26 protein-coding genes are annotated in these 25,838 nt (G+C 71.6%); 12 read left to right on the forward strand and 14 right to left on the reverse strand.

What is annotated here, in order from left to right:
- Nucleotides 1–116: 116 nt before the first annotated feature.
- The 4 genes from ABZ915_RS32705 to ABZ915_RS32720 form a co-directional block, all read right to left on the reverse strand.
- Nucleotides 117–2,081, reverse strand: coding sequence for a TerD family protein (locus ABZ915_RS32705; protein ID WP_361810725.1), 1,965 nt, complete (start codon nucleotides 2,079–2,081; stop codon nucleotides 117–119).
- A gap of 46 nt (nucleotides 2,082–2,127) precedes the next feature.
- On the reverse strand, nucleotides 2,128–2,706 hold the full coding sequence (locus tag ABZ915_RS32710) for a TerD family protein (protein ID WP_361810727.1): 579 nt from the start codon (nucleotides 2,704–2,706) through the stop codon (nucleotides 2,128–2,130).
- Nucleotides 2,707–2,870: 164 nt separating this feature from the next.
- Nucleotides 2,871–5,018, reverse strand: a complete 2,148-nt coding sequence (gene uvrB / locus ABZ915_RS32715; protein ID WP_361810729.1) for an excinuclease ABC subunit UvrB — start codon at nucleotides 5,016–5,018, stop codon at nucleotides 2,871–2,873.
- A 40-nt stretch (nucleotides 5,019–5,058) separates the two neighbouring features.
- Nucleotides 5,059–5,922 carry an MHYT domain-containing protein gene (locus tag ABZ915_RS32720; protein ID WP_361810731.1) on the reverse strand — a complete coding sequence of 288 codons (864 nt, stop codon included), beginning with the start codon at nucleotides 5,920–5,922 and terminating at the stop codon, nucleotides 5,059–5,061.
- Between the two features lie 330 nt (nucleotides 5,923–6,252).
- Here ABZ915_RS32720 and ABZ915_RS32725 point away from each other — a divergent pair, with 330 nt between their 5' ends.
- Nucleotides 6,253–7,125, forward strand: coding sequence for a glycerophosphodiester phosphodiesterase family protein (locus tag ABZ915_RS32725; RefSeq protein ID WP_361810733.1), 873 nt, complete (start codon nucleotides 6,253–6,255; stop codon nucleotides 7,123–7,125).
- Nucleotides 7,126–7,178: 53 nt separating this feature from the next.
- Nucleotides 7,179–7,733, forward strand: a complete 555-nt coding sequence (locus tag ABZ915_RS32730; RefSeq protein ID WP_361810735.1) for a methylated-DNA--[protein]-cysteine S-methyltransferase — start codon at nucleotides 7,179–7,181, stop codon at nucleotides 7,731–7,733.
- Between the two features lie 36 nt (nucleotides 7,734–7,769).
- On the opposite strand, the gene ABZ915_RS32735 is transcribed toward ABZ915_RS32730, so the two are convergent.
- Nucleotides 7,770–8,198 (reverse strand): VOC family protein, encoded by a 429-nt coding sequence (locus tag ABZ915_RS32735; RefSeq protein ID WP_361810737.1) that lies wholly within the window; start codon nucleotides 8,196–8,198, stop codon nucleotides 7,770–7,772.
- A 100-nt stretch (nucleotides 8,199–8,298) separates the two neighbouring features.
- On the opposite strand from ABZ915_RS32735, the gene ABZ915_RS32740 reads away from it, so the two are divergent.
- A complete protein-coding gene (locus tag ABZ915_RS32740) occupies nucleotides 8,299–9,207 on the forward strand; it encodes a pseudouridine-5'-phosphate glycosidase (RefSeq protein WP_361810739.1) in 909 nt (302 codons plus the stop codon).
- On the forward strand, nucleotides 9,192–10,136 hold the full coding sequence (locus ABZ915_RS32745; RefSeq protein WP_361810741.1) for a PfkB family carbohydrate kinase: 945 nt from the start codon (nucleotides 9,192–9,194) through the stop codon (nucleotides 10,134–10,136). The genes ABZ915_RS32740 and ABZ915_RS32745 overlap by 16 nt, the downstream gene beginning before the upstream one ends.
- Nucleotides 10,137–10,176: 40 nt before the next feature.
- Here ABZ915_RS32745 and ABZ915_RS32750 read toward each other — a convergent pair whose 3' ends face one another.
- A complete protein-coding gene (locus tag ABZ915_RS32750) occupies nucleotides 10,177–10,986 on the reverse strand; it encodes a methyltransferase domain-containing protein (protein ID WP_361810743.1) in 810 nt (269 codons plus the stop codon).
- 149 nt (nucleotides 10,987–11,135) lie between these two features.
- Between ABZ915_RS32750 and ABZ915_RS32755 the strand changes: the two genes are divergently transcribed.
- A complete protein-coding gene (locus ABZ915_RS32755) occupies nucleotides 11,136–12,263 on the forward strand; it encodes a magnesium and cobalt transport protein CorA (protein WP_361810745.1) in 1,128 nt (375 codons plus the stop codon).
- A gap of 18 nt (nucleotides 12,264–12,281) precedes the next feature.
- Here the strand turns inward: ABZ915_RS32755 and ABZ915_RS32760 are convergent, their stop codons facing one another.
- Nucleotides 12,282–12,695, reverse strand: a complete 414-nt coding sequence (locus tag ABZ915_RS32760; RefSeq protein ID WP_361810747.1) for a PPOX class F420-dependent oxidoreductase — start codon at nucleotides 12,693–12,695, stop codon at nucleotides 12,282–12,284.
- 75 nt (nucleotides 12,696–12,770) lie between these two features.
- Nucleotides 12,771–13,412 (reverse strand): uridine kinase, encoded by a 642-nt coding sequence (locus ABZ915_RS32765; protein ID WP_361810749.1) that lies wholly within the window; start codon nucleotides 13,410–13,412, stop codon nucleotides 12,771–12,773.
- Nucleotides 13,413–13,474: 62 nt separating this feature from the next.
- Between ABZ915_RS32765 and ABZ915_RS32770 the strand changes: the two genes are divergently transcribed.
- The 3 genes from ABZ915_RS32770 to ABZ915_RS32780 all read left to right on the forward strand — a co-directional run bounded on the left by ABZ915_RS32770 (nucleotide 13,475) and on the right by ABZ915_RS32780 (nucleotide 16,466).
- Nucleotides 13,475–14,170 (forward strand): DUF2293 domain-containing protein, encoded by a 696-nt coding sequence (locus ABZ915_RS32770; protein WP_361810751.1) that lies wholly within the window; start codon nucleotides 13,475–13,477, stop codon nucleotides 14,168–14,170.
- Nucleotides 14,171–14,296: 126 nt separating this feature from the next.
- Nucleotides 14,297–14,776 (forward strand): anthrone oxygenase family protein, encoded by a 480-nt coding sequence (locus ABZ915_RS32775; RefSeq protein WP_361810753.1) that lies wholly within the window; start codon nucleotides 14,297–14,299, stop codon nucleotides 14,774–14,776.
- Between the two features lie 202 nt (nucleotides 14,777–14,978).
- The gene (locus tag ABZ915_RS32780; protein ID WP_361810755.1) at nucleotides 14,979–16,466 is read left to right on the forward strand and encodes a glutamate synthase subunit beta; all 1,488 of its coding nucleotides are present in this window, start codon (nucleotides 14,979–14,981) and stop codon (nucleotides 16,464–16,466) included.
- Nucleotides 16,467–16,477: 11 nt separating this feature from the next.
- Here the strand turns inward: ABZ915_RS32780 and ABZ915_RS32785 are convergent, their stop codons facing one another.
- The gene (locus ABZ915_RS32785; protein WP_361810757.1) at nucleotides 16,478–17,002 is read right to left on the reverse strand and encodes a carboxymuconolactone decarboxylase family protein; all 525 of its coding nucleotides are present in this window, start codon (nucleotides 17,000–17,002) and stop codon (nucleotides 16,478–16,480) included.
- A 47-nt stretch (nucleotides 17,003–17,049) separates the two neighbouring features.
- On the opposite strand from ABZ915_RS32785, the gene ABZ915_RS32790 reads away from it, so the two are divergent.
- Complete coding sequence (locus ABZ915_RS32790; protein ID WP_361810759.1) at nucleotides 17,050–18,489, forward strand: PLP-dependent aminotransferase family protein; 1,440 nt, start codon at nucleotides 17,050–17,052, stop codon at nucleotides 18,487–18,489.
- A 65-nt stretch (nucleotides 18,490–18,554) separates the two neighbouring features.
- Here ABZ915_RS32790 and ABZ915_RS32795 read toward each other — a convergent pair whose 3' ends face one another.
- From ABZ915_RS32795 to ABZ915_RS32805, 3 genes are all read right to left on the reverse strand, one after another.
- Entirely contained in the window at nucleotides 18,555–19,367 is an 813-nt protein-coding gene (locus tag ABZ915_RS32795; RefSeq protein ID WP_361810761.1) for an SAM-dependent methyltransferase, read from the reverse strand.
- Between the two features lie 85 nt (nucleotides 19,368–19,452).
- Nucleotides 19,453–19,707: a DUF397 domain-containing protein gene (locus ABZ915_RS32800; protein ID WP_132854465.1), complete on the reverse strand. Its 255-nt coding sequence runs from the start codon at nucleotides 19,705–19,707 to the stop codon at nucleotides 19,453–19,455.
- Entirely contained in the window at nucleotides 19,708–20,568 is an 861-nt protein-coding gene (locus tag ABZ915_RS32805) for a helix-turn-helix transcriptional regulator (RefSeq protein ID WP_361810763.1), read from the reverse strand.
- A 262-nt stretch (nucleotides 20,569–20,830) separates the two neighbouring features.
- On the opposite strand from ABZ915_RS32805, the gene ABZ915_RS32810 reads away from it, so the two are divergent.
- The 3 genes from ABZ915_RS32810 to ABZ915_RS32820 all read left to right on the forward strand — a co-directional run bounded on the left by ABZ915_RS32810 (nucleotide 20,831) and on the right by ABZ915_RS32820 (nucleotide 24,287).
- Nucleotides 20,831–21,538 (forward strand): ATP-binding protein, encoded by a 708-nt coding sequence (locus ABZ915_RS32810; protein WP_361810765.1) that lies wholly within the window; start codon nucleotides 20,831–20,833, stop codon nucleotides 21,536–21,538.
- On the forward strand, nucleotides 21,535–22,008 hold the full coding sequence (locus ABZ915_RS32815) for a hypothetical protein (RefSeq protein WP_361810767.1): 474 nt from the start codon (nucleotides 21,535–21,537) through the stop codon (nucleotides 22,006–22,008). The genes ABZ915_RS32810 and ABZ915_RS32815 overlap by 4 nt, the downstream gene beginning before the upstream one ends.
- Before the next feature lie 314 nt (nucleotides 22,009–22,322).
- The gene (locus tag ABZ915_RS32820; protein ID WP_361810769.1) at nucleotides 22,323–24,287 is read left to right on the forward strand and encodes an ABC transporter ATP-binding protein; all 1,965 of its coding nucleotides are present in this window, start codon (nucleotides 22,323–22,325) and stop codon (nucleotides 24,285–24,287) included.
- A 5-nt stretch (nucleotides 24,288–24,292) separates the two neighbouring features.
- On the opposite strand, the gene ABZ915_RS32825 is transcribed toward ABZ915_RS32820, so the two are convergent.
- Both ABZ915_RS32825 and ABZ915_RS32830 read right to left on the reverse strand, forming a co-directional pair.
- Nucleotides 24,293–24,469, reverse strand: coding sequence for a hypothetical protein (locus ABZ915_RS32825; protein ID WP_361810771.1), 177 nt, complete (start codon nucleotides 24,467–24,469; stop codon nucleotides 24,293–24,295).
- A gap of 101 nt (nucleotides 24,470–24,570) precedes the next feature.
- On the reverse strand, nucleotides 24,571–25,809 hold the full coding sequence (locus ABZ915_RS32830; RefSeq protein WP_361810773.1) for a cytochrome P450: 1,239 nt from the start codon (nucleotides 25,807–25,809) through the stop codon (nucleotides 24,571–24,573).
- Nucleotides 25,810–25,838: the final 29 nt, after the last annotated feature.

Genomic DNA, 25,838 nt, shown 5'->3' on the forward strand with positions numbered 1-25,838 from the left:
ACGGGTACGCCGCAGTCAGGGAGTACTCCCCTCCGTACGGAAGACAGTACCCCAATCACCAAGGAAGAGTAAAGCGATTGGCAAAGAAATGATCAAAATCCCAGCTCAGATGCGCTTTACCTATGCTTGGGAGAAGCTGCCGCCACCTTGCTGAGCACGTGGTGGAGCACCTCGCTGCCGGGCGGCACGAGCGAAGGCTCGTACGTCCAGGCATGGCCGACCCAGGGATCCGCGAGATGGTCGTCGGGCAGCGGAGTGAGTCGCATGAGGGAACGCCACAACGGGTCGAGCAAAGGGCCGTAGGCGGCGGCGTCCTCGCGGTCGGCGACCATCAGCAGGTGCACGCCGACGGCCGGGCCCTCGTCCGCGAGGTAACGCAGTGCGGTCACGGCCCGGTCGTCGAAGCCGTGCGGGAAGTCGGTCACGATCAGCAGCTGCCGGGCCGTGTCCAGACCGGGCGGCAGTGCTTCGGTGGCGCCACCGCGCACCGCCATCTGCACCAGGTCGACGCGCTGGATGAGGTGCTCCAGGACGCCCGTCACTCCCGCGGCACCTGCCGCCGGCGGAGCGGCGAGGACACCGCTGCGCACCAACGGGAACAGCGCCTGGGCCGCCGAACCGGCCGGATCGATCACCTGGACGCCGAATTCCCCCGCCGGGTGTACGGCGAGCAGCCGGGTCGCGAGGGCCACCGCCGTCTCCATGGCCAGGTGCCGCAGCTCGTCCGGCTCGGTGACCGTGCCGTCGGGTGCCGTCACTCGGCCGCTGTCGATCCACAGGCCGCGCTCCAGCGGCAGCCGGACCAGCATCGGGACGCGCAGCGGGGCGCTCTCGGGCAGGTGGAGTTCGCCCAGGCGCAGGGCGAGCGGCGGCTCCGCCGGGACCTGGTAACCGTGCCAGACGGGGTTGTCCCAGCCGGCGTAGGCCGGCGGGAGGGCGGGCTCGACGACCTCGGCCTCAAAGGTGAGCTGGACGAGGTCGCGGTCGAGGGCCGCCTGTGCCTGGTCGACGAGCTCGTCGCGCTTGGTGCGGGCCGCCTCGCGTGCCGCGTCGCCCGCCGAACCGAGCCGGTTGCGCGGGTCGGACAGGACCCGGTCGAGCTCCTTCTCCAGGCGCGAGTCGGCGAAGTCGACCGCGCTGCGGTAGGCGGCCGTGGTGCGGGCCAGGTCCTCGAACATGCCCCAGACCTGGTTGTACAGCCGTTCGTCCATGGACCAGCCGACCGCGTCGCCCGCGACCGGCACCGCGGGCTGACCCGACGGGGCAGGGGGCGGCTCGGGTGCGGGAGCCGGCGGGGCCGCGTGGCGCCCGGGATGCGTGTAGTCGACGGGGCCGCCGGAGGGCCCGGACGGGTCGGCGCCGACGGCCGGCGTCTGCCCGTCGTAGGGTCGCGGGGGCCACGGCGGTACCGCCTCCGGGACGCCCTGGGGTGCCGGGCCCGGCGGGTCGAAGCCGGGCGCGGGAGTCGTCGCCTGCCGCGAACGGTCCCCGTCCGCCGTATGCGGCTCGGGCGCCGGTATGGAACGGGCCAGGCCTCGCGCCACCGCCTCCTGGATGCTGCCGGCGAGTTCGTCGGCCTGAGGCAGGCCCTGGTCGGTGAGGAGCGCGGCGAGGCCGCCGGCGTAACCCTGGCCGACGGCACGCACCTTCCAGGCGTCCTGTCTGCGGTACAGCTCCAGGGCGACGACGGCCGATTCCGCGTCCAGGCCGGTGATCGTGTAGCGCGCGACCTGAGTGCCGTCGAGGTCGGTGACGACGACGGTGGGGGTGTCGACGGCGCCGAAGCGGAGCGGCCCGCCCGTCCCCGTCGGCAGGGCCAGCAGCACGTCGACACGGTGCACGTGCTCGGGCATGGCGGCCAGGTCCACCGCGAGACGGTGTTCGGCGGCCGCCTGGCGGGACACCTCCAGGCCGGGCAGGGTGGGGGCGCCCGGGTGGGCGACCCACTCGACGCCCTGCACCTTGCCGCTGTCGTCGCCGAGCGTGGCCCCGGCCACGACCGGTGCCCCGGCCATGATCCGGATCTCCAGCCGGACCTGCGAGAGCGGGTGGTTCTGCCCCCGCACCAGCTCGGCCGTCATCGCCTGTCCCCCCTGGTCGTATGTCGTGCGCAGGTCGTCGAGCTCGCTACAGGTGCGGCAGGATCGCCGGCATCAGGTCCTGGAAGGTACGGCCGTTGGACGGGGTGCCCAGGGCGGTCATCGTCCAGCCCGAACCCGACCGGTGCACCTTGGCCATGATCTGGGCGGTGTACGCCCCACCGCCCGCCAGCGTGTAGCGGGCCAGCTCCTGGCCGTTGGTCTCGTCGACCAGACGGCAGAAGGCGTTCTGCACTTCCTGGAAGGTCTGGCCGGTGAAGGAGTTGACGGTGAAGACGATCTGGTCGATGTGGACCGGGACGCGTTGCAGGTCGACGAGGATGGCCTCGTCGTCGCCGCCCTGGCCCACACCGCCGACGAGGTTGTCGCCGGTGTGCCGCACGGATCCGTCGTCGCTGACCAGGTGGCGGAAGAACACGACGTCGACGGGCTGCTTGTCGGCGAACAGCACCGCGGAGGCGTCCAGGTCGATCTCCCGGGTGCGCGAGCCGAACAGACCGCGTCGGGGAGCCGCCTGCCAGCCGAGACCCATGCGAACCGCGGTCAGGCTGCCCCCGTCCTTCTTCTCCAGGCTGATGGCCTGACCCTTGGTCATGTTGACGGTCACGGCGGTGTCCCCTCTCGGATTTCCCCTGTTGCCGCAGTGCGCGCGGTTGACCAAGACCCTACGCAGGGGCGCTGACAGTGCCGACCCCCGGCCCGCGCTTTGTGTCGGTGTTGCAACACACCGCACTCCACGCGGGCATCGGGGCCGGTCGAGGCGGCCCGGGCTCAGGACAGGCCCGCCTCCTTCATCTGGCGCAGCTCCTTCTTCATCTCGGAGACCTCGTCACGCAGCCGGGCCGCGATCTCGAACTGGAGATCCGCGGCGGCGGCGCGCATGCGCTCGGTCATCTCCTCGATCTGCTCGGCGAGTTCGGCCGCGGGACGGTCGGTGGGCACCGCGTCCTTGGCCTTGCCCTTCGCGGACTTGCCGGCCTTCGCGCCCTTGGCCGCCTTGTCGCCGAGCGCCGGCACCGGGGCCTTGGCGGCCTTGCCGTCCTTCAGCTTGCGGTAGCCGGAGCCGAGCAGCTGTTCGGTGTCGACCTCCTCGCGGGCGATCTGGGCGACGATGTCGTTGATCTTCTTGCGCAGTGGCTGCGGATCGATGCCGTTGGCCTTGTTGTAGGCGACCTGCTTCTCCCGGCGGCGGTTGGTCTCCTCGATGGCCCGCTCCATCGCCGGGGTGATCTTGTCGGCGTACATATGGACCTCGCCGGAGACGTTGCGCGCCGCGCGGCCGATGGTCTGGATCAGCGAGGTGCCGGAGCGCAGGAAGCCCTCCTTGTCGGCGTCCAGGATCGCCACCAGGGACACCTCGGGCAGGTCGAGGCCCTCGCGGAGGAGGTTGATGCCGACCAGGACGTCGAACTCGCCGGAGCGCAGCTCGCGCAAGAGCTCGACGCGGCGCAGCGTGTCGACGTCGCTGTGCAGATAGCGCACCTGGATGCCGAGCTCCAGGAAGTAGTCCGTGAGGTCCTCGGCCATCTTCTTGGTGAGCGTGGTGACCAGGACGCGTTCGTCCTTCTCCGTGCGCTTGCGGATCTCGTGCACCAGGTCGTCGATCTGGCCCTCGGTGGGCTTGACCACGACCTCCGGGTCGACCAGGCCCGTGGGGCGGATGATCTGCTCCACGACGCCGTCCCCGCGCGACAGCTCGTAGTTGCCCGGGGTCGCCGACAGGTAGACGGTCTGGTCGATGCGTTCCTGGAACTCCTCCCACTTCAGGGGGCGGTTGTCCAGCGCGGAGGGCAGCCGGAAGCCGTGGTCGACCAGGGTGCGCTTGCGGGACGCGTCGCCCTCGTACATGGCGCCGATCTGCGGGACCGTGACGTGCGACTCGTCGATGACGAGCAGGAAGTCGTCCGGGAAGTAGTCCAGCAGGGTGTTGGGCGGCGAGCCGGGCGAACGGCCGTCGAAGTGCATCGAGTAGTTCTCCACGCCGGAGCAGCTGCCGATCTGGCGGAGCATCTCGAGGTCGTACGTGGTACGCATCCTCAGGCGCTGGGCCTCCAGGAGCTTGCCCTGCTTCTCCAGCTCGGCCAGGCGCTCCCCCAGCTCCTTCTCGATGTCGTTGACGGCCCGCTCCATGCGCTCGGGGCCGGCCACGTAGTGGGACGCGGGGAAGACGTACAGCTGCTGGTCGTCGCTGATGATCTCGCCGGTGAGCGGGTGGAGCGTGGAGAGCGCCTCGATCTCGTCGCCGAACATCTCGATGCGGACGGCCAGCTCCTCGTACACCGGGAAGATCTCGATGGTGTCGCCGCGGACCCGGAAGGTGCCGCGGGAGAAGGCCAGGTCGTTGCGCGTGTACTGGATGTCCACGAAACGGCGCAGCAGCTCGTCCCGGTCCATCTCGTCGCCGACCCGGAGGGGGACCATCCGGTCCACGTACTCCTGCGGGGTGCCCAGGCCGTAGATGCAGGACACCGAGGCGACCACGACGACGTCGCGGCGGGTGAGCAGCGAGTTGGTCGCCGAGTGGCGCAGTCGCTCGACCTCCTCGTTGATCGAGGAGTCCTTCTCGATGTAGGTGTCCGACTGCGGGACGTAGGCCTCGGGCTGGTAGTAGTCGTAGTACGAGACGAAGTACTCGACGGCGTTGTTCGGGAGAAGCTCGCGGAACTCGTTGGCCAGCTGGGCGGCCAGCGTCTTGTTCGGCGCCATCACGAGCGTGGGGCGCTGGAGCTTCTCGATCATCCACGCGGTGGTGGCGGACTTGCCGGTGCCGGTCGCGCCGAGCAGGACGACGTCCTTCTCACCTGCCTCGATGCGTCGGGCCAGCTCGGCGATGGCCGTCGGCTGGTCGCCGCTGGGCTGGTAGGAGCTGACGACCTCGAAGGGCGCCACCGTGCGTTCGATGTGGGAAACGGGCCGCATGGAGTCAACCGTACGACCCCGCACTGACAACGGGGGCTGATCAGCGGTTCTGCGGGGTGCGGGAGCTTCGGTGCCCCTGCGGGCGGACCGGGCGCGGCGACGGGCGGCGGTCCAGGTGGGCCACGGCGCCGGCCGGGACGCCCGGCTTGTGCTCGACGCGGGTCCAGTCGGGCTTGCCCATGACCATCAGCGGGTCGAACATCACGACGACACCCGCGAGGAGGAGGAAGGCGAGGGGGCCGATCAGCATGGGCGCGAGCAGAGCGGCGGGCGACTCGCCCCCGGGCGTCCCGGAGGTACCGTGCAGGTGGACGCTGAGGGCGGCCATGCCGGTGTAGTGCATGCCGCTGACCGCGAGGCCCATGACGAGGCTCGCGCCCACGCTCCACAGGAATCCCCGGACCTGACCGGCGGCCCACAGGGCGGCGGTGGCGGCCACGACGGCTATCACCACCGAGGCGGCGACGGTGAGGGTGTTGTACTCGAGCTTGCCGTTCAGACGCATGCCCGCCATGCCGAGGTAGTGCATCGACGCGACGCCCAGACCGGTGATCGTGCCGCCGGTGAACAGGGCCGTGCCGGTGGCTCCCCGGTAGCCGACGATGAAGATCCCGACGCCGACCATGACGATGGCGAGACCGAGGCTCGCGTACGTCATCGGTTTGTCGTAGTGGACCGGCGTCTCCTTGACGCTGAAGCCCATCATCGCGACGAAGTGCATGGTCCATATGCCGGAGCCGATCGCGGCCGAGCCGAGGGCCAGCCAGGCGGGACGCCAGGAGTGGGCCACCAGCATCGAGCGCGTGGTGCAGCGCAGACCGAGGGCACCGCCCAGGCACGCCATCAGATAGGCCACCAACGGGGTGACGACCCCGTAGCTGAAACCGTCGATTGTGCCTTGCATGTGCGGCTGCCCTCCCGCCCTCTTGCGTCCCGGAATGTATGACGAGCGCCCCCGCCCAGGACCGCTCCGGCGGCCAGGGGTGTCGCTGAGAGTATGACCCCCACCGGAATGGTCGAACGATTTTCCGGCAAAGAAACACACCCTTGCCCCACTTGTGCGGCACCCGTGAGCGGACTTGGGCAAGTCCATTCAATCCGTGGCCATCACACACCCCACCACTGTTGACCCTCTGCTGTCAGGCTGATGCTGTCCGCATTCGTTGGCTTCCGCCGGGTATTCATCGGTATCAGTCGGTATCCGTCGGCATCCGCCTCGACGCGAGGAGTACGCATGCACGCGCGCGCAGTCGCCGCCACGACCACCGCACTCCTGGGGGCTGCCACCCTGCTGACCCCCACCTCCCACGCCCGGACGGACGACATCGGCGGGCACCCCGAGGTCATCGCCCACCGGGGCGCCTCCGCCTACGCTCCGGAGAACACCCTGCCCGCCATCGACAAGGCGGCCGGCCTGGGCTTCTCCTGGGTCGAGAACGACGTCCAGCGCACCAGGGACGGCGAACTGGTCGTCATCCACGACGACAGCCTCGCCCGCACCACGAACGTCGAGGACGTCTTCCCCGGCCGGGCGCCCTGGAAGGTGAAGGACTTCACGGCCGCCGAGATCGCCCGCCTGGACGCGGGCAGCTGGTTCAGCCGCACGTACAGGGGCACGCGCGTGCCCACGCTGAAGGAGTACATGCGCCGGGTCGAGCACAACCACCAGAAGCTGCTTCTGGAGATCAAGAACCCCGAGCTGTACCCGGGCATCGAGGGGCAGACCCTGAAGCTCCTGAGCAACGAGGGCTGGCTGGACCACGGGCACCAGGGACGGCTGATCGTGCAGAGCTTCAGCGCGGACAGCCTGCGCATCGTCCACGACCTGAAGCCCGGTGTCACGACCGGCTTCCTCGGCACGCCGTCGGTGGGCAGCCTCCAGCGGTACGCGGGCTTCGCCGACCTGATCAACCCCTCGTACGGATCGATCTCCGCCGGCTACGTCACCGTGGTGCACATGTTCGACGGACCGCACGGCAGGCCCATGGGTGTGTTCGCCTGGACCGTCGACGACGCGGTCACCGCCCGGAACGTGGCCCACTACGGAGTCGACGGCCTGATCACGAACCGGCCCGACGTGGTGCGGGCGGCGCTGGACGGGTCCTGAGCCCGCGGCCGGTGGCCGGGGCGTTGTCAGTGGCGGGTCGTACCGTGGGGCGCATGGACAGCCATGGGCAGTACGAGCAGCGGGTCGTGTGGGCCGTCGTCGGCACCGACATCGGTCCCCTGCTGCTGGCGGCGACCGGCGACGGCCTGGTCAACGTCGTGTTCCACGCCACCGACACGGTGCGTGAGCGGGCACTGGAGCGGCTGGCGGCCCGGCTGGGCACCGAGCCCGTCGAGGCGCCCGGCTCCCCCCTGCTGGCCGAGGCGACACACCAGATGCGGGCGTATTTCGCGGGTGAGCGGCACGCCTTCGAGCTGCCGCTGGACTGGTCGCTGATATCCGGCTTCAACCGGCAGGTGCTGCGCGAGCTGGCCTCCGCCGTCCCGTACGGCACGGTCGTCGGGTACGGCGACCTGGCCGGGCGGGTGGGACAGCCGGGCGCGGCGCAGGCGGTGGGGGCGGCGATGGGTGCCAATCCGCTGCCGGTCGTCGTGCCGTGCCACCGGGTCGTCGAGAGCGACGGCGGCATCGGCGGGTTCGGGGGCGGGCTGGAGACCAAGCGCAAGCTGCTCGCCCTGGAGGGCGTGCTGCCCGAGCCGCTGTTCTGACGGCCCGGGGCGGCCCAGGGTGGCCCGGGGTTGCGGTCACTCGTAGTGCCGGGCCTCGAAGACGTTGCCGTCGGGGTCGCGGAAGTAGAAGCTGCGCCTGGCCTTGCCGCGGGCGCCGTAGGAGTCGTGCGCGATCTCGGACACCGGGACGGCGCGTTCCTCGAGCCGGGCACGGAGCGCGTCGAACGCGTCCGACGGCAGGGAGAGGCAGACGTGGTTGACGGGGTGGCCCGCGCTGTCGGCGGAGCCGGGGAGCATGTTCATGCGCTCGGCGAGAGTGTGGGGCGCTAGGTCGAGGATGGTCTCCTCGTTGACCCGCACCGAGGGGAAGGAGACCGTCTCCGCGGTGAACTCGGCGACTCTGATCGGTTCGAGGCCGACCGCTTTCTCGTAGAAGTCGGCCGCGGCGGCCGGATCGCTGACCCATAGGACGACGTGGTCGAGACGTGTGCTGTTGTCGGTCATACGGCCAAGGCTGGTGGTGGCCACCACAGACCGCAAGCGTTTAGCCGGGCGCCCGGCCCGCCAGAGATGAGGGAAGAGCGGACTGACAGGAGGCAGGCACGTGGTGCTGGTGGTTTCCGAGGAAGTACGTGAGGCGTTCGACGCGCGTCGGCCCGTGGTGGCGCTGGAGTCCACGATCATCGCGCACGGGCTGCCGCGCCCGCGCAACTTGCAGGTGGCCTTGGAGCTGGAGGAGGCGGTACGGCAGGAGGGTGCCGTACCCGCGACGATCGCCGTGCTGGACGGGCAGCCTCATATCGGCCTCGGCAAGGAGCAGTTGGAGCGGGTCGCGAACGAGGACGGGATCCGCAAGCTGGGCCACCGGGATCTGCCGCTCGCGGTGGCGGCCGGGGCGAGCGGGGCGACCACGGTGTCGGCGACCGCACTGCTGGCGGCCCTGGCGGGCGTCCGGGTGTTCGCGACGGGCGGGCTGGGCGGTGTGCACCGGGAGTGGACGCTCACGCAGGACGAGTCCGCCGACCTGGGGCTGCTGGCGCGCACGCGCATAACGGTGGTGTGCGCGGGGGTGAAGTCGATCCTGGACGTGCCGGCCACCCTGCAACGTCTGGAGACGCTGGGTGTGGCCGTCGCCGGTTACGGCACGGACCGCTTCCCCGGCTTCTACCTCTCCGACTCCGGGCACCCCGTCGACTGGACGCTGGAGACCCCCCAGCAGGTGGCGGAGGTCATGCGGGCGCAGGACGGCCTCCGCGGGCCGGCGTCGGCGCTGATCGTCGCCAATCCCGTCCCGGAGGAGGAGCAGCTCGACCCGGAACTGCACGCGCGTGTGCTGGCCGACGCGCTGCGCGCCTGCGAGGAGGAGGGCGTCACCGGCCAGGCGGTCACACCGTTCCTGCTCGACTATCTGGTCAGGCACACGGACGGGGCCTCGCTGAACGCCAACCTCGCGGCGGTGGGCGGCAACGTCCGGCTGGCGGCGCGGATCGCGGCGGCGTGGGCGCGGGGGTGACGGCGGACGCCGGGGGCCAGGCGCGCGGCGGTGGGGCGTTGCTGGTGGTCGGCGACGTCGTCACTGACGTCGTCGCCCGGCACCGGGGGCCGCTCGCGGCAGGCACCGACACGGTGGCCGCGATCCGGACGCTGCCGGGTGGCGCCGGCGCCAATGTGGCCTGCTGGGCCGCCCACACGGGCTGTGCGGACGTACGGCTGCTGGGACGGGTGGGCATGGAAGCGGCGGCCTGGCACGAACGGGAGCTGGTCGCGGCCGGAGTGCGGCCGCGGCTCGTCATCGACCCGGAGGCGGCCACCGGGACGGTGGTCTGCCTGGTCGACACGGGGGCGTCGGCCGAGCGTACGTTCCTCACGGACAGCGGCGCGTCGCTGCGGCTGGAGCCCGCCGACTGGTCCGACGCGCTGCTGGACGGGGTCGCCCGGCTGCATCTGTCGGGCTATCTGCTGTTCTCCGAGCCGAGCCGGGCACTTGCGGCGGTGGCCCTGGAGGCGGCGCGGGCCCGTGGTGTGCCCGTGAGCCTGGATCCGGCGTCGGCGGGTTTCCTCGCGCGGCTGGGGGTGGGCCGGTTCCTCGCCTTCGCCGAACGGCTGGACGTGCTGCTGCCCAGCCGGGACGAGGCGGCCCTGCTGACGGGGTTGCCGGATCCGGTGGACGCGGCGGCCAAGCTGAGCCGCCATGTTCCGCTGGTGGTGGCGAAGGCGGGCGCGGACGGTGCGTTGGTGGCCCGGTCCGGCGCCCTGCTGGCCCGGGTCCCGGCCGCGCAGGCGTCGCCGAGGGACACCACGGGCGCCGGGGACGCCTTCACCGGCGCGTTCCTCGCCTCGCTCCTCGCGGGCGCGGCCCCCGAGGAGGCGGCGGTCGCGGGCTGCCGGGCGGGGGCTCGGGCGGTGGAACGGGTGGGCGGCAGGCCGTCGGCGCCCGGGTGACGGCGCCGGCCCGGCCCGGAGGGAACTGACCGGGGACGCTCTACGCCTTCCGCCCCCACGCCGAGATCATCGGTGCCGTGGCCAGGTCCATGGAGCCGGCGGCGATGTTGGACAGGTGCCGGTCGATGTCCTCGTCGGTGGCCAGCCCCGCGGTCACGAGCCGCTCGCGGATCTGGCGCACGGTGGCGGACTCCAGGACGGCGCAGGCGGGTGAGGCGATGGGGAAGTAGGCGTCGGCCTGCACGTCGCGCAAGCCGGCCTCGCGCAGCAGGCGGGGAAGCTTGCGGCCGTAGGACAGGTCGGCACCGCGGTCGGCGAGCAGCTTGCGGAAGCCGTGCCGCAGCCGGTTGGCGAGCTGTTGCGCGGGGCCGTGCTCGTCGGGGCAGAGCAGGGGCTGTAGGGCGGGATCGGCGTCCTCGATCAGGAGCCGTCCGCCGGGCCGCAGCGCCTCGACCATCGACCGGAGCGCTCTCTCCCGGTCCGGCACATGGACGAGGACGAGCCGGGCGTGCACCAGGTCGAAGCCCTCCCCCGGCGGCTCCTCGGCGCCGACGTCGTGGACGAGCGCCTCCACCGGGGGGCGGGCGGCCGCGGCGACCCGCGAGATGTCGATGTCCGTGGCGACCACCCTGCCGGCGGGGCCGACCTTCTCCGCCAGCCAGGACACCACGGAGGTGCCGCCGGCTCCCACCTCCCAGCAGCGCAGGCCGGGGCCGATGCCGAGTCCTTCGAGATGACGGAAGGTCGTGGGGTCGAAGAGGGTGGCGAAGGCGTCGAAGCGCTGTCCCGCCTCGTCCTGCCGGTTGTCGAGGAGATACCCGTCGGACGGCGTCGAATCGGATGGCGTCATACCGAGATCATCCAATGTTTCGTCCACAGGCGGGAACCAAGCGGAATCACCCGTTTCCACAGGCTTACCCGCTGCTCGGGCAGGACTGGCAAACTGGCTCGGCAAGGCGCGGAAGCGTTACGCGAGGGGATCCACGCAAGGAGATCCAGATGTCCATGGCAGGGAATCTGCGGAAGGTCACGGGCCTCGGCAGGGCCGGCGGCCTGCGCCGAGTGGCGCGGCTGGCCCGGCGGCGGCCGAAGGTCGACCTGAGTCACCCCGCGCGCTCCCCGCTGGGTTCCTCGGTGGTGAACTGCGTGACGTACCAGGACGGCGTCCGGGTCCCCGAGGACGGCGATCTGGTGGACATCGTGGAGCGGGTGCGCAAGAGCGGAGACGGCTTCGTCTGGCTGGGGCTGCACGAGCCGACGGACCGTGAGTTCGCGGGCCTCGCCGAGCTGTTCGACCTGCACCCGCTGGCGGTGGAGGACGCGGTCGAGGCCCATCAGCGGCCGAAGCTGGAGCGTTACGGCGAAACGCTGTTCGCGGTGTTCAAGACGGTCTGCTATGTCGAGCACGAGCAACTGACGGCGACGAGCGAGGTGGTCAACACCGGCGAGATCATGGTGTTCGTGGGCCACGACTTCGTGGTCACGGTGCGGCACGGAATGCACGGCTCCCTGGGTCCGCTGCGCGAGGAGCTGGAGTCGGATCCGCAGCAGCTCGCCAAGGGGCCGGCGGCGGTGCTGCACGCGATCGCGGACCATGTGGTCGACGACTATCTGACCGTCACGGACTCGGTGCAGGCCGACATCGACCAGGTGGAGACGGATGTGTTCGCGGAGAACGGCGCGCGGGTGGATCCGGGCCGCATCTACCAGATGAAGCGTGAACTCCTCGAACTCAAGCGGGCCGTGGCGCCGCTCGGCCGCCCGATCGAGGACCTCGCGACCAAGCCGATCCGAGTGGTCGCGCCGGAGATACAGGCCTACTTCCGCGACGTCCTCGACCATCTGATGCGGGCCAAGGAGCAGATCGCGGCCTTCGACGAACTGCTCAACTCCATCCTTCAGGCGCACCTCGCGCAGGTGACGGTCGCGCAGAACGAGGACATGCGGAAGATCACGGCGTGGGCGGCGGTGATCGCCGTGCCGACGATGGTGTGCGGGGTGTACGGCATGAACTTCGATCACATGCCGGAGCTGCACTGGCGGTTCGGCTATCCGCTCGTCATCGGTGTCATATCCGTGGCGTGTCTGGCCCTGTACCGCGGCTTCCGGCGCAACGGCTGGCTCTGAACCCGGCCGACGGGCCGGTCAGGCCGAGAAGGCCACGACCTTCGTCGGGACGATCCTGACGATCACGCGGACCTCGTCGTCCTTCTCCTCGGGCGGGTCCGTGCCGAGGTACTTGTGCGACAGCTCGTAGGGGAGCCGTTTGCCCTCGTCGGGGAGGATCTCGGCGATGCCGCGGATCTCGGCCGAGGTGTAGGGGTTCGCCAGGTCGAACACCGAGAGGCTGACGCGGGGGTCGCGGCGGAGGTTGCGTACCTTCTGGCGTCCGTCGACGGAGGAGAAGAGCACGGTGTCGCCCTCGCGCTTGATCCAGACCACCGAGTTCTGCGGTGCCCCGTCGGGGCCGAGTGTGGCGACGCCGGCGAAGTTCCTGCCGTCGAGGAGGGTGCGGACGGAGTCGTCGAAGGAGACGCGATCGTCTGTGGAGATCGTCATGGCGCCAGCATAATTAAATGCACGCGCATATAAAAGGGTTCACGGGAAGACGCCCCGCCCAGCTGCCGTGGCCGGTCAGCCGTTCCACGCCGGATGCCGGGGGTCGTCGGCGCGCACCAGGACGTCGGCGGTCTCGGCGGGGTCGGTCTCGGCCGTGTAGCGCTCGAAGGCGGGGAGCGTCCAGTGGTCGGCCTCGGGGGTGCGGCGCCGCAGGGCGCCCGGAGAGAGGAGGACATGGACGGTCAGGTCGAAGGGGAACCAGTGGCGCAGGAGGAGGGGGCCGTGCAGCAGCAGAAGGCCGCCGGGCGGGAGTTGGACGTGGGGGCTGCGGGTGGCCCGGTCGGTGGCGGGATCCCACAGGTCGGGCAGGACACGGCCGGTGCCGCCGGCTTCGAGCGGGCCGAAGACCTCGCGCCACAGGGCACCGGTGTCGAACCATCCGCTGTAGTACGACTCCACGTCCCGCCTGCCGTGCTCCAGCCGCAGCGAGGCCGGGCGCAGGAAACCCTCCGTCCCCACCACCAGCGAGGGGCGACCGCGCACCCGCAGGGCCTGCGCGACGCGTTCGGCGAGGTCGCCCGGCCGGGCCGCCGGGGCCCCGTCGAAGGCGACACGCGGCCAGGAGCCGCCGTCGGCGGGCTTCAGCTCGGACAGCCGGTCGGCGAGCAGCTCACCGAGCCGGTCCCAGGTGATCGCTTCGAGTCGCACAGGGCCCATGATGCCGCGCGGCCCCACCCCCATGGCGTGCCGGCCCGGGCGCCGGGGGGAAGGAACCGAATATGGTGCGACCCGCAACTACCTCGTTCCACGCCGGACTTCTCGTCATCCAGCCGCAGCGGCGCAAACGCTGTGCCGCGTGCCGGCGCGGGCCGCTGTCGCTGCTCGTGCTGGAGGCGGGCGTGCCACGCTGTCTCGACTGCGCGGACCTGGGACATCTGGTCTTCCTGCCGCGCGGCGACACCGCGCTGACGCGCAGGTCGCGCGAGGAGAGCACGCTGTCGGCGGTGGTGGTGCGCTTCAACCGGCGCAGGAGCCGCTACGAGCGGCAGGGCGTCCTCGTCGAGGAGGGGGCGCTGGCGCGGGCCGAGGAGCGGTGTCTGGCGGACGCCGAGGCGCGACGGCGGCGCCGGGCGCGGGACGCGCGGCACAGGGCGACCGAGGACACGCGGTTCGCGGAGGCGTTCGCGGCGGAGGTCCGGCGGCTCTTCCCGGGTTGCCCGGCCGAGCGGGCCCGGGCGATCGCCCTGCACGCCTCCCTGCGCGGCAGCGGGCGGGTCGGGCGGAGCGCGGCCGGGCGGGCGCTGACCGAGGGGGCGGTGGTCTCGGCGGTCGTGGCGTCCGTACGGCACCTGGACACGCCGTACGACCAGTTGCTGATGAGCGGGGTGCAGCGGTACGAGGCGCGACGGCGAATCGCGGCGGTCGTGGAGACGGTGCTGGGCGGGTGGCGAGCGGCCGGGATGGATGTCGGCTGAGATGGATGAGACAGGCGAGATGGGTGGGATGGGTGAGATCGGGGCAGGTGTCGGCCGGCGCATGGCGGGCCGCGGTCGTGGCGGGCGGGTGGCGGCGCCCGATTCGAGGCGGGAGGTGGTTGGCGCATGATCCACGGGCCGTACTTGGTGCTGGTCGTGCTGGGTGTACTGGGGACCGGGCTGGTGGCCGGGGTCTTCTGCGCGTTCTCGACGTTCGTGATGAGAGGGCTCGCCGCCCTGCCGCCGGCGCAGGGCGTCGCGGCGATGAACGCGATCAACGTGGCGGCGGTGACGCCGGCGTTCATGACCGTGTTCGTGGGGTCGGCGGTGCTGTGCGCCGTGATCGCCGTGGTGACCTTCGTGCTGTGGCCGGACGACGGGACGGTGGAGCTGCTGCTGGGCAGTGCGCTGTATCTGTTCGGCTCGTTCGGACTGACCGTGGTGGCGAACGTGCCGCGCAACGACACCCTGCTGCGGCTGGATCCGGGCACTGCGGAGGCGGCCGCCTACTGGCCGAGATATGTGCGCGAGTGGACCTTCTGGAACCACCTCCGCACGGTCGCCTCGGCCGCCGCCGCGCTCGTGTACGTGCTGGCTCTCACCTGAGGGAGGTCTCGGGAGGACCTCGGGAAGGCCTCGGAGAAATCTGGCCGCTGCCTGAGCGGCCCGCCGCGGTCGGCTGAGGGACCACCCGCAGTAAGCGCTGTCCACCCCTCTGCGGGCGGGGCGGAGGGGACGTAAAGTGGCCGAAAGAGTGTGCCGCCCGTTGACGCACGGCCCGTCATACGCCCGAGCAAGGAACACGGCCATGGCCGATCCCAAGGGTTTCATGAACACGCCCCGCCAGGAGTGGCCGCGCAGGCCGGTGGCGGAGCGCGTCCAGGACTGGGACGAGGTGTACGTCCCGGGAGCCCTGCTGCCCATCATCAGCAAACAGGCCGACCGCTGCATGGACTGCGGGGTGCCCTTCTGCCACGACGCCTGCCCGCTGGGGAATCTCATCCCGGAGTGGAACGACCTGGTCTCGCGCGAGGACTGGCGGGCGGCGAGCGACCGGTTGCACGCCACGAACAACTTCCCCGAGTTCACCGGGCGGCTGTGTCCGGCGCCGTGCGAGGCGGGGTGCGTGCTCGCCATCAACCAGCCGGCCGTCACCATCAAGAACGTCGAGTGTGCGATCGCCGACCGGGCCTGGGAGGAGGGTTTCGCGCCGCCACGGCCTCCGGAGCGGCTGTCCGGGCGGACCGTCGCGGTGATCGGTTCGGGTCCGACGGGGCTGGCGGCGGCCCAGCAGCTGACGCGGGCCGGGCACACCGTCGCCGTGTACGAGCGGGACGACCGGCTCGGCGGGCTGATGCGCTACGGCATCCCCGCGTTCAAGATGGAGAAGCGGCATCTGGACCGGCGGCTGGAGCAGATGCGCGCCGAGGGCACCAAGTTCCGCACGTCGACGGCGGTCGGGCGGGACGTCGACGCGGCCGAGCTGCGTGCACGGTACGACGCCGTCGTCATCGCCACGGGCGCCACGGCCTGGCGGGAACTGGACGTGCCGGGCCGGGAGTTGACCGGCATACACCAGGCGATGGAGTACCTTCCGCTGGCCGACCGGGTGTGCGAGGGCGATCTGGAGGTGTCGCCGCTGTCGGCCACCGGGAAGCACGTCGTGATCGTGGGAGGCGGTGACACGGGCGCCGACTGCCTGGGCACTGCGGTGCGGGACCGGGCCGCGTCCGTCACCCAGCTGGACATCTACGCCCAGCCGGGCGCCGAGCGCGACGAGGACACCGAGCCCTGGCCGACGTATCCGAAGATCTACCGGATGTCGGCCGCGCACGAGGAGGCGCGCGACCTGGAGACCGCGCCGGTCGCGGACGCCGACGCGCGGCTGTTCGCCGCGTCGACGCTGCGCTTCACCGGCGACGCGGACGGGCATGTGCGGTCGCTGCACCTGGTCGAGGTGGACGCGCTGCGCAGCCCGCTGCCCGGCAGCGGGCGGGACATCCCCGCCGATCTCGTCCTGCTGGCCCTCGGCTTCTCCGGGCCCGACCGCGGGGACGGCCTGATCGACCAGTTGCGGCTGGCGCTGGAGCCGCGCGGCACGATCACCCGGGACGCCGGGTTCGCGACCAACGTCCCCGGCGTGTTCGCCGCCGGGGACGCCGCGCGCGGGCAGTCGCTCATCGTGTGGGCGATCGCGGAGGGGCGGGCGGTGGCGGCGGCCGTCGACCACTATCTGACGGGGAGTTCGCGGCTGCCGTCGCCGATAGGACCGTACGACCGGCCCATGAGGGTGTGACCGTCCCGGGGTCAGCGGCGCCGCTCGTCCGTGCCGGCCACCTTGGCCGTCGACAGGGCCACCCGGTTCCAGGTGTTGATCGCGAAGATCAGGGCGAGTACGTGGGCCAGTTCGGTCTCGTCGAACTGGGCCGCCGCCTGTGCGTAGACGTCGTCGGGGACGCCGCCGTCGGCGACCAGGGTGACCGCCTCGGTGAGGGCGAGCGCGGCCTGTTCCTTCTCGGTGAAGAAGTGGCCGGCCTCGCGCCACACGGCGACCATGTGCAGCCGGTCCTCGCTCTCGCCCGCCTTGCGGGCGTCGTTCGTGTGCATGTGCAGGCAGTAGGCGCAGTGGTTGAGGTGCGAGCTGCGGATCTGGATCAGTTCGACCAGGGCGGGGTCGAGGCCCTCGCGGGCGGCGGCGTCGAAGCCGATGAGGGCGCGGAAGACCTTCGGCGCGGACTTGGCGAAGTCGAGGCGGGTGCGTCCGGTCCCGGCGGCGGTCTCGGCAGTGGTCGGGGTGGTGGTCGGGGCGGAAGCTGTGGTGTTCGTCGTCATGTCCTTCAACCTATGGGCCGGAAAGACCGGTTGTAGGGTGCATTTCCATGGCGGAATCATGGGTCAATCTGGCCGAGCGGATCGGCTCGGACCTGCATCTCGACCTCCAGGCGGAGCTGTCCGGGCCGGGCGGGCGGCGGGCCGCGCTGATCCGGGCGCTGCGCGAGGCCGTGCGCGGCGGCAGGCTGGCTCCGGGCACCCCGCTGCCGCCGTACCGCTCGCTCGCCGCCGACCTGGGCGTCGCCCGCAACACGGTGGCCGACGCCTACGCGGAACTGGTCGCCGAGGGCTGGCTGACCGCCCGCCAGGGCTCGGGCACCCGCGTCGCCGACCGGGCCGAGCCGCTGCGGCCGGCCGTACGGACGCCGCGCAAGGCACCCGCACGCGCGCGTGGACCCCGGCACGACCTCCGGCAGGGCACTCCTGACGCGTCCGCGTTCCCCCGGGCGGCCTGGGGCGCGTCGTACCGGCGGGCCCTCCAGGCAGCGCCCAGCGAGGCGTTCGGGCCGGGCGATCCCGCCGGGCGGCCGGAACTGCGGGAGGCGCTCACGGAGTATCTGGCACGCGCGCGTGGCGTGCGCACCGAGCCGGGCCGGATCGTCGTCTGCTCCGGTTTCGCGCACGCCCTCCGGCTGCTCTTCGGGCACGGGCAGAGCGGCGGCGGTGTGCTGCGCGGTCCGCTGGCGGTGGAGGCGTACGGCCTGGATTTCCACCGGCAGGTGCTCGCGACGGCCGGTGTGCGGACCGTACCGCTCCCCCTCGACGAACACGGCGCGCGAGTGGACCGGTTGGGGCGCGAACGGGCCGTGCTGCTCACGCCCGCGCACCAGTTCCCCACCGGGGGTCCGCTGCACGCGGAGCGCCGGGCCACCGTCGTCGACTGGGCACGCGCGCGTGGCGGGGTGGTGGTGGAGGACGACTACGACGGCGAGTTCCGGTACGACCGCAAGCCGGTCGGCGCGCTCCAGGGCCTCGATCCCGAGCGGGTGATCCACATCGGCTCGGTCAGCAAGAGCCTGTCGCCCGCGCTGCGGCTCGGGTGGATGGTCCTGCCGGAGCGGTACGTGGACGCCGTACTCGCGGCCAAGGGCGAGCGTGAGGCGTGGGCGAGCGTCCCGGACCAGCTGGCGCTGGCCGATTTCGTCGTCTCGGGGTCGTACGACCGTCATGTGCGGCGCATGCGGCAGCGCTACCGGCGCCGCAGGGACCGGCTGGTCGCGGCGCTCGCCGCGCACGCCCCGCACATCGGGGTCACCGGCATCGCGGCCGGGCTGCACGCGGTGCTCCGGCTCCCGCCCGGAAGCGAGCCCTCCGCCCTCAAGGCCGCGGCCTGGCACGGCGTGGCCCTGGAGGGCCTCGGGGCGTTCCGGCACCCGGAGACGGACATGCCCGTCGGGGACGGCCTCGTCGTGGGCTACGCGACGCCGCCCGAACACGCTTACGCGGCGGCAGTGGAGGCGCTGTGCGCCGTACTGCCGCCGCCGTGAGGAGGCCGGAAGGGGCCGGGAGCGGGGCCGGGCCCGAAGCTGGGCCGGGAACAGGCAGGCGGGAGTTATGCCTTGCGGCCGACCGCCCCGTACCCCGGAATCACCCCGTCGTCCTGCCCCGGAACCGGATCGCCCAGCTCGGGGTGCCACTTGTGGACGACCTCGACGCCGGGGTCGGCCAGTTCGAGTCCGGCGAAGAAGCAGGTGAACTCCTCGCGGGAGCGCAGCGCCAGCGTGACGCCCGCCGCCTTGAGCTTCTCGGTGGCCGCCGCGGACTCCTCCGGGGTGAAGTCGGCGGTGGCGTGGGTCATCACCAGATAGCTGCCGGAGGGCAGTTCGGACAGCAGCCGGTCGACCAGCTCGTGCGCGCCGTCCGCGTCGGAGACGAAGTGCAGCAGGGCGACGAGCGAGAGCGCTACGGGACGGTCGAGGTCCAGTACCTTCTTCGCGCCCTCGATGATGGCGGCCGGGTCGCGCACGTCGGCCTGAAGGTACTCGGTGGCACCCTCGGGCGTGCCGCGCAGCAGGGCCGCCGCGTGGGCCAGCACGATCGGGTCGTTGTCGCAGTAGACGATCCGGGACTCCGGTGCCACCCGCTGGGCTATCTGGTGCAGGTTCGGCTCGGTCGGGATGCCGGTGCCGACGTCCAGGAACTGCCGTACGCCCTGCTGGACCAGCCACCGCGTGGAGCGGTGCATGAACGCGCGGTTGACCCGGGCCATCACCGGCACCCTGGGGTCGAGGGCCAGCATCTGCCGGCCCATCTCCTCGTCGACGGGGTAGTTGTCCTTGCCGCCGAGATACCAGTCGTACATGCGTGCGGGGTGTGGCCTGCTGGTGTCGATCTGGACGGCGGCCGTGGGGTCCTGCCCGGTCATGAGGCACTCCATAAGATGTTCAAGTCATTACCCGAAGGGGGAAGTTCAGCAAGAGACAAAAACAACACGCGATAAGAACAGGCGGTCAGGACAGCAGGAAGTCGGCCTCCCCCGCTTTGGCGCCCTCGATGAAGGCGGTCATCTCGTCCGTGGTGTAGATCAGCGCCGGACCGTCCGGATCGGTGGACTGGCGTACGGCGATCCGGCCGTCGGCGAGCTTCATCGCCTCCAGGCAGTTCCCGCCGTTGCCGCCGCTCCAGGGCTTGTGCCACCCCTCGCTGCCCAACTCCCGTGCGGGCATGCCGTTGTAGACGCGACTGCGCGGCTTGATGCGATCCATTCACAGCTCCTTGCGGAGATCCCGGAGGATCTCCTTCGTGCGTTGTGCCGTAGCGGCCTGCGCCGCCATGCGGTCCATGACCTCGAGGTGGGTCGCCACCTCGGTGCGCGCGTCCAGGTAGACCGCGCCGGTCAGGTACTCGCTGTAGACCATGTCCGGAAGTTCGGGCATGGCGAATCGGAACAGCACGAAGGGCCCGTACGTGCCGGGGTGCGGCCCGTTGGCGAACGGGGCGACCTGGAGCGTCACGTTGGGCAGCTTCGTGGCCTCGATCAGCCTGTCGAGCTGCGCGCGCATCACCTCCGGGCCGCCGACCGGACGGCGCAGGGCCGTCTCGTCCATGACGGCCCAGAACCGGGGCGCGTCGGAACGGGTGAGCAGTTGCTGGCGTTCCATGCGCAGCGCGACATGCCGCTCGATGTCCTCGGGGCGGGTCTGTCCGATGGCGCCCGACCTCAGAACCCCGCGTGCGTAGTCCTCGGTCTGGAACAGGCCCGGCACGAAGTGCGGTTCGTACGAGCGGATGAGGCTTGCCGCGCCCTCCAGGCTGACGTACATCGAGAACCAGCCGGGCAGGATGTCGTGGAACCGCTGCCACCACCCGGGTTTGTTGGCGTCCTCGGCCAGCTGGACGAAGGCCTCGGCCTCCTCGTCGCCGACTCCGTATGCCTTGAGGAGCAGTTGGAGGTACGGGATCTTGAGGCTGACCTCGGCCATCTCCATGCGGCGGACGGTGGCGGGGGCGACGCGGAGGATCCTGGCGGCCTCCTCCCGCTTGAGCCCGGCGCCTTCCCGCAGGTCCAGCAGGCGCCTGCCGAGGACCACCTGGCCCACCGTCGGCGCGGACCGCGGCTCGCTCACGCTCCCACCTCCATGGACGAATACGACTCGAACACGGCTCAACGCGCCTGCGCGCGAGAGGCCGTGACGGAACGTCGGGAAACACTGACAGACCTACGGCGCCATTCGAAATCACGTTCGAAGATCATGTGGATCCTCGCCGATCCCAACTGGCGCCGCTCAACGTGCTGTTGCGAGCAGTGTGCCACGGCGTTTGACCGAGTCACACAGCACTCTGCAATTTTCAGAGTGACACTTGCCAAGTGTTCACGGCGGGGAGATAGTGGCAAGCGTGATTCCGTCCGCGCCCTTAGGAACAGACGCCGCCGCAGGCCGTTTCGGTCTCGGTGCCGCCACGGGAGTCGCCCCAGGTGGGGGCGCTGCCGGGCGCCGGTTCCGCTTCGAGTTGGCCGCACATCCGGGTTCGCCGGCACAGGCGAGACGTCTGGCGCGTGCCCGGTTGACGGGCTGGCAGGTCTGCGCGGACACCTGTGACACGGCGGTTCTGGTGATATCCGAGCTGGTCACCAACGCGATCGTGCACACCGCGAGCAGTCGTGTCGTGTGCGAGCTGCACGATCACGACGACACCGTGCGTATAGCCGTGCAGGACGAGGGCTGTGCACCCGGTGAGCCCCACCCGTCGCCGCAGCGGCCCGACGAGGAGCACGGGAGGGGATTGCTTCTCGTCGACGCCATGTGCCGGGCCTGGGGTGCGCAGGAGCTCGGGTCCGGTCTGCTGGTCTGGGCCGAGCTGCCGCGCAGGGGCGACGCCTCGCACGGCGACGCGGACGAGGCGCGCAACGACCTCGGGTGGGGCGCGCGCTCCAAGCCGGCCGCGCCGCACGGGACGGGCCACGGCACGGGCCATGGCACGGGCCACGGCTCGGGGCGCGGTCCCGGCGAGGACGAGCAGGCGAAGGCCCTGCACGACACGGACGTCCTGGGACGGATCCCGCGCGAGCGGGACCGGACGTGGGGTAGGCCGTGACCGGCGGGCCTCGCCCCGGCCAGGCGATGGGCCTGGACACTCTGGTGCGCATCCGGCGTGAGCAGGGGGCCTCGGGGGGTGCCGGGAGTGCCGTGGGTGCCGGGGGTGTCGGAAGCGCGGGGCGTGCCCCGCTGCCGGCCGTGCCCGACGGCATGACGGCGCCGCTGGGCTGCGACGCCGTGGCCGTTCCCGCCCGCTTCGGGCCGGTGATCGTGCCGCGGTTGCCGCGCGTGGGGTGTGTGTACACCGACGGGGCGCACTGGTGGTGGCTCGTGCCGTCCGACTCCGACTACGCGCTGCCGTGGCCCGCGCCCGCCGTGTACGCCACCGGCGCGCCGGTTCCCCGGACCGCCCGTCTCATCCACCGGCCGGAGGGCACGGTTCCGTACACCCCGCCGATTCCGCTGTACCTCGCGTTGTGCCGGGTCATCGGGGCTACGCCGGACTGGTCGCGTCCCATCAGCGCGTAGCGCTCCGCGGGTTGGGCGGGGGGTGGAGCTGGGGCCGTGCCAGGGCTGGTCCGGGAGGGGTTTCGCCCCCGCCGCCCCTACCCTTCCCGTCCTCCAGGGGCTGCGCCCCTTCGACCCCGCCTGGGGCTCCGCCCCAGACCCCGCTCCTCAAACGCCGGAGGGGCTGTTTTTTAGCCCCCCTGCTCGAACGCCGGAGGGGCTGTTGCACAGCGTGTTGTTCAGCGAGCCGGGTGGTGTACGCCCGCGTGCCCCAGTCGATTTGGCTCGCGCTCTGCCTCGTGGGGGTTCGTGCCCGGGATAGTGGCCGTTCGGTCATGACGCGGGGGAGGTTGACGGTGGGCAAGAGGCGCGGTTCGGCGGGGCCCGAGGTGTCCGAGTCGGAGCGGCTGCTGTTCGGTGGGCCGTTGCGTTACGACATGGGGTGGAACCAGCACACGGACGCCTTCCTGGAGCTGGACTTCCGGGCCATGGTGACCCGGCTGCCCGGGATGCTCGCGTCCAGCTTCCGGCTGGCCCGGGAGGCCGACCGGAGCGCGGGCCGGAGGGTGCTGGCCGCCGAGGCGGGCCGGGGCGTGGCCCAGGCGGTGAGCCTGCTGGCGGTGAACAGCGTGCTGGGCCGGCTGTTCGGGGGCGGCGCCCTGGAGGATCGGCTGCGCGGCGCCGCCCCCGCCCTGATCGTCATGGCCGCGGTGGCGCTGGTCACCACGCTGCTGGGCGCCGCGTCGACGTACGCGACCGGCCGGCTGGAGCCCAAGGTGGAGCGGGTGGCCACCGAGCTGTACCTGGAGCGGGCCGCGGCCGTGGAGCTGTCCGCGATCGAGGACCACGCCTTCCACAAGCTGCTGGACACCGCGCAGTACGGGGCGTCGTCGGCGCGTCGCATGATCATGTACGGCACACGTGTGATCAACGCGCTGATCTCGCTGATCGCGGCGGCCGGCGTGCTGACCGTACTGCACCCGGCTCTGCTCCCCCTGCTGATCACGATGACCCTGCCGAGCGCCTGGGGCGCGCTGACCAACGCCCGGCGCCGCTACGAGTCCTTCCACACCTGGGTGCAGCACACCCGCGCCGGGCATCTGATCAGCGGTCTGCTCACCGAACCCGAGGCCGCCCCGGAGATCCGCGTGCACGGCGTCGGCCCGTTCCTGCTGCGGCACTTCCGGGCGATGTCGGAGAGCGCGGAGGCGGAGCAGGAACGGCTGGCCCGGCTGGCGGCCCGCACGGGTCTGATCGCTGCGGCCTGGACGGGCCTGGCGACGGTGGCGACGTACGCGACGCTCGGCGCGCTGCTGCTGTCCGGCGCGATGGCACTGTCCGTGGCGGGCACCGCGGTGATCGCGATCCGCACCGGCTCGGCGAGCCTCGACACGCTGGTGCTGGAGATCAACACGCTGCACGAGGAGGCCCTGTTCGTGGGTGACCTCCAGCGGCTGTACACCGAGGCGGCCGAGCGTGCCATCCCGGTCGGCGGCGATGCCCTGCCCGAGGATCCTCGCGAGATCCGCTTCGAGAACGTCACCTTCCGCTACCCGGGCGACTCCACCCGCCCCGCCCTGGACGACGTCACGCTCAGCCTCCCGCTGGGCCGGATCGTGGCGCTGGTGGGCGAGAACGGCTCGGGCAAGACGACCCTGGTCAAGCTGCTCGCGGGCCTGTACAAGCCGGACCGGGGCCGGATCCTGTGGGACGGCGTCGACGCGGCGCGGGCCGACCGGCACCAGCTGGCCGAGCGGGTCGCGATGGTCGCGCAGGACTTCAAGCGCTGGCCGTTCACGGCCCGGGTCAACGTCGCCGTCGGCCGTTCCGCCGCGCCCCTCACCGAGGAACGCCTGGCCGACGCGATCGACGAGGCCGGCGCACAGGAGGTGGTCACCGATCTGCCGCACGGCGTGGACACCCTGCTGGCCCGTCACTTCAGCGGCGGGCACCAGCTCTCCGGCGGCCAGTGGCAGCGCCTGGGCATCGCCAGGGCCGCGTACCGGCGCGGCCGGATCCTGATCGTGGACGAGCCGACCGCGGCCCTGGACGCGCGGGCCGAGCTGGAGGTCTTCGAGCGGATCCGCGCGCTGGCGGGCAGCGGCCAGACCGTCGTACTGATCACCCACCGGCTGGCGTCGGTGCGCCACGCCGACGTGGTGCACGTCCTCGACCAGGGCCGGCTCGTGGAGTCCGGCAGCCCTGAGGAGTTGCTGGCCACCGGCGGCCTCTACGCGGAGCTGTACGCGCTCCAGGCGGACCAGTTCACGGTGAAGCTGCCCGCCCCCAAGGCGGGTTGAGCCGCTCATTCGGTGCCGTCGGCACCCCGGACGATCACCAGGAACGTGTCGGTCGCGAGGTCCATGACGACCTCGGCGGGCAGCCCTTCGAGGCGCCGCGCGTGCGCGAACTCCTCGGCCGGCCAGGAACCCCGCGGTCCACCGGCGGGAAAGCGTTCGAGCACTGTTCGCCCGTTCACCATCCTGCACCTCCAGAAATGCGTCGTACTCGTAAAGGAGTTAACGCTCTGGAAAGGGAAAAGGGCTCGCCAGGTGACGGGACTGAGACATTGTTGACACCTGTTCACTGCGGTAGGTGAGAGTCCGTGCACTTTGCGACATCAAAAGCACCGAGCGTGTCGGATTCAGCACGCGTCGCATACGTCACCGGAAGCGTGAGCAGTCCCCGGGCGCGCAGGGAGGGCCGCCACCGCAGCGCGTCCTCGGCGAGCGCGAGGTGCGGGAACCGCTCCAGCAGCGCCGCCAGCGCGATCTCGGTCTCGGCGCGGGCCAGCGGGGCGCCCAGGCAGTAGTGGATGCCGTGGCCGAGGGCGAGGTGCCCGCCGGTGTCGCGGGTGAGGTCGAGGCGGTCGGGGTCAGGGAAGCGGGCGGGGTCGCGGTTGGCGGCGGACAGCGACACCCAGACCGTCTCGCCGGCCGGCACGGTGACCCCGCCGATGGTGACCTCCTCGACCGGGAAGCGCCGGATGCCGAGCAGGGCGGGCCCCTCGTAGCGCGCGATCTCCTCCACGGCGGCGGGGAGCAGCACGGGGTCCTCGCGCAGGGCGGTCAGTTGGCCGGGGTGGTTCAGCAGGGCGAGCACGGCGTTGCCGATGAGCTGCACCGTGTTCTCGTATCCGGCGAACAGGATGAGGAAGGCGAGGGACATCAGTTCGTCCTCGCTCAGCCGGTCGCCCTCGTCGCGCACGGCGACCAGGTCGGAGAGCAGGTCGTCGGTGGGCTCCCGCCGCTTGTCGGCCAGGAGGCGGGTGAGGAAGCCGAGCATGTCGGCCATCGCTTCCCGTCCCGCGTCCGGGCGTGCCGGGTCGGGGGCGATGAGGGTGTCGGTCCAGACCCGGAAGTCGAGACGGTGGCTCTCGGGGATGCCCAGCAGGTCGCAGATGACGGTGACGGGGAGCGGCGCGGCATAGGAGGCGACCAGGTCGGTGGTGCCGTGCTCGCCGAGCGCGTCGAGGAGTTCGTCGGCGGTGCGCCGGATGGGCTCGCGGAGCTGCTGGACGCGGCCCGGTGTGAAGGCCCGGCCGACCAGGCGCCGGATGCGGGTGTGGTCGGGCGGGTCCATGTTGAGGAGGTTGGCGTCCAGGGCGGGCGGCAGGGCGAATCCCTTGTACGTGCCTGCCGTGGCGTGCTTCCTGTCGAGCGACAGCCGAGGGTCGGCGAGGGCCTCGCGCACATCCTCGTACCGCGTCACCAGCCAGGCCGGCGTCCCGTCGGGGCCGGAGATGCGATGTACGGGTGCCTCCTCGCGCAGACGCCGGTACACGTCGTAGGGCTGGTCGATGAGGCCGTCGGCGAGATCCATGGGATCCACCCTATGGAGAACGGGACTCA

The organism is Streptomyces sp. NPDC046915 (genome assembly GCF_040644935.1).
Classification (GTDB): Bacteria; Actinomycetota; Actinomycetes; order Streptomycetales; family Streptomycetaceae; genus Streptomyces.

Coding starts and splice junctions, on each gene's coding strand:
- ABZ915_RS32705 (WP_361810725.1), bottom strand. CDS start 2,081: ATGACGGCCGAGCTGGTGCGGGGGCAGAACCACCCGCTCTCGCAGGTC.
- uvrB (WP_361810729.1), bottom strand. CDS start 5,018: ATGCGGCCCGTTTCCCACATCGAACGCACGGTGGCGCCCTTCGAGGTC.
- ABZ915_RS32720 (WP_361810731.1), bottom strand. CDS start 5,922: ATGCAAGGCACAATCGACGGTTTCAGCTACGGGGTCGTCACCCCGTTG.
- ABZ915_RS32725 (WP_361810733.1), top strand. CDS start 6,253: ATGCACGCGCGCGCAGTCGCCGCCACGACCACCGCACTCCTGGGGGCT.
- ABZ915_RS32730 (WP_361810735.1), top strand. CDS start 7,179: ATGGACAGCCATGGGCAGTACGAGCAGCGGGTCGTGTGGGCCGTCGTC.
- ABZ915_RS32735 (WP_361810737.1), bottom strand. CDS start 8,198: ATGACCGACAACAGCACACGTCTCGACCACGTCGTCCTATGGGTCAGC.
- ABZ915_RS32750 (WP_361810743.1), bottom strand. CDS start 10,986: ATGACGCCATCCGATTCGACGCCGTCCGACGGGTATCTCCTCGACAAC.
- ABZ915_RS32755 (WP_361810745.1), top strand. CDS start 11,136: ATGTCCATGGCAGGGAATCTGCGGAAGGTCACGGGCCTCGGCAGGGCC.
- ABZ915_RS32760 (WP_361810747.1), bottom strand. CDS start 12,695: ATGACGATCTCCACAGACGATCGCGTCTCCTTCGACGACTCCGTCCGC.
- ABZ915_RS32765 (WP_361810749.1), bottom strand. CDS start 13,412: ATGGGCCCTGTGCGACTCGAAGCGATCACCTGGGACCGGCTCGGTGAG.
- ABZ915_RS32770 (WP_361810751.1), top strand. CDS start 13,475: ATGGTGCGACCCGCAACTACCTCGTTCCACGCCGGACTTCTCGTCATC.
- ABZ915_RS32775 (WP_361810753.1), top strand. CDS start 14,297: ATGATCCACGGGCCGTACTTGGTGCTGGTCGTGCTGGGTGTACTGGGG.
- ABZ915_RS32780 (WP_361810755.1), top strand. CDS start 14,979: ATGGCCGATCCCAAGGGTTTCATGAACACGCCCCGCCAGGAGTGGCCG.
- ABZ915_RS32785 (WP_361810757.1), bottom strand. CDS start 17,002: ATGACGACGAACACCACAGCTTCCGCCCCGACCACCACCCCGACCACT.
- ABZ915_RS32790 (WP_361810759.1), top strand. CDS start 17,050: ATGGCGGAATCATGGGTCAATCTGGCCGAGCGGATCGGCTCGGACCTG.
- ABZ915_RS32795 (WP_361810761.1), bottom strand. CDS start 19,367: ATGACCGGGCAGGACCCCACGGCCGCCGTCCAGATCGACACCAGCAGG.
- ABZ915_RS32800 (WP_132854465.1), bottom strand. CDS start 19,707: ATGGATCGCATCAAGCCGCGCAGTCGCGTCTACAACGGCATGCCCGCA.
- ABZ915_RS32820 (WP_361810769.1), top strand. CDS start 22,323: ATGACGCGGGGGAGGTTGACGGTGGGCAAGAGGCGCGGTTCGGCGGGG.
- ABZ915_RS32825 (WP_361810771.1), bottom strand. CDS start 24,469: ATGGTGAACGGGCGAACAGTGCTCGAACGCTTTCCCGCCGGTGGACCG.
- ABZ915_RS32830 (WP_361810773.1), bottom strand. CDS start 25,809: ATGGATCTCGCCGACGGCCTCATCGACCAGCCCTACGACGTGTACCGG.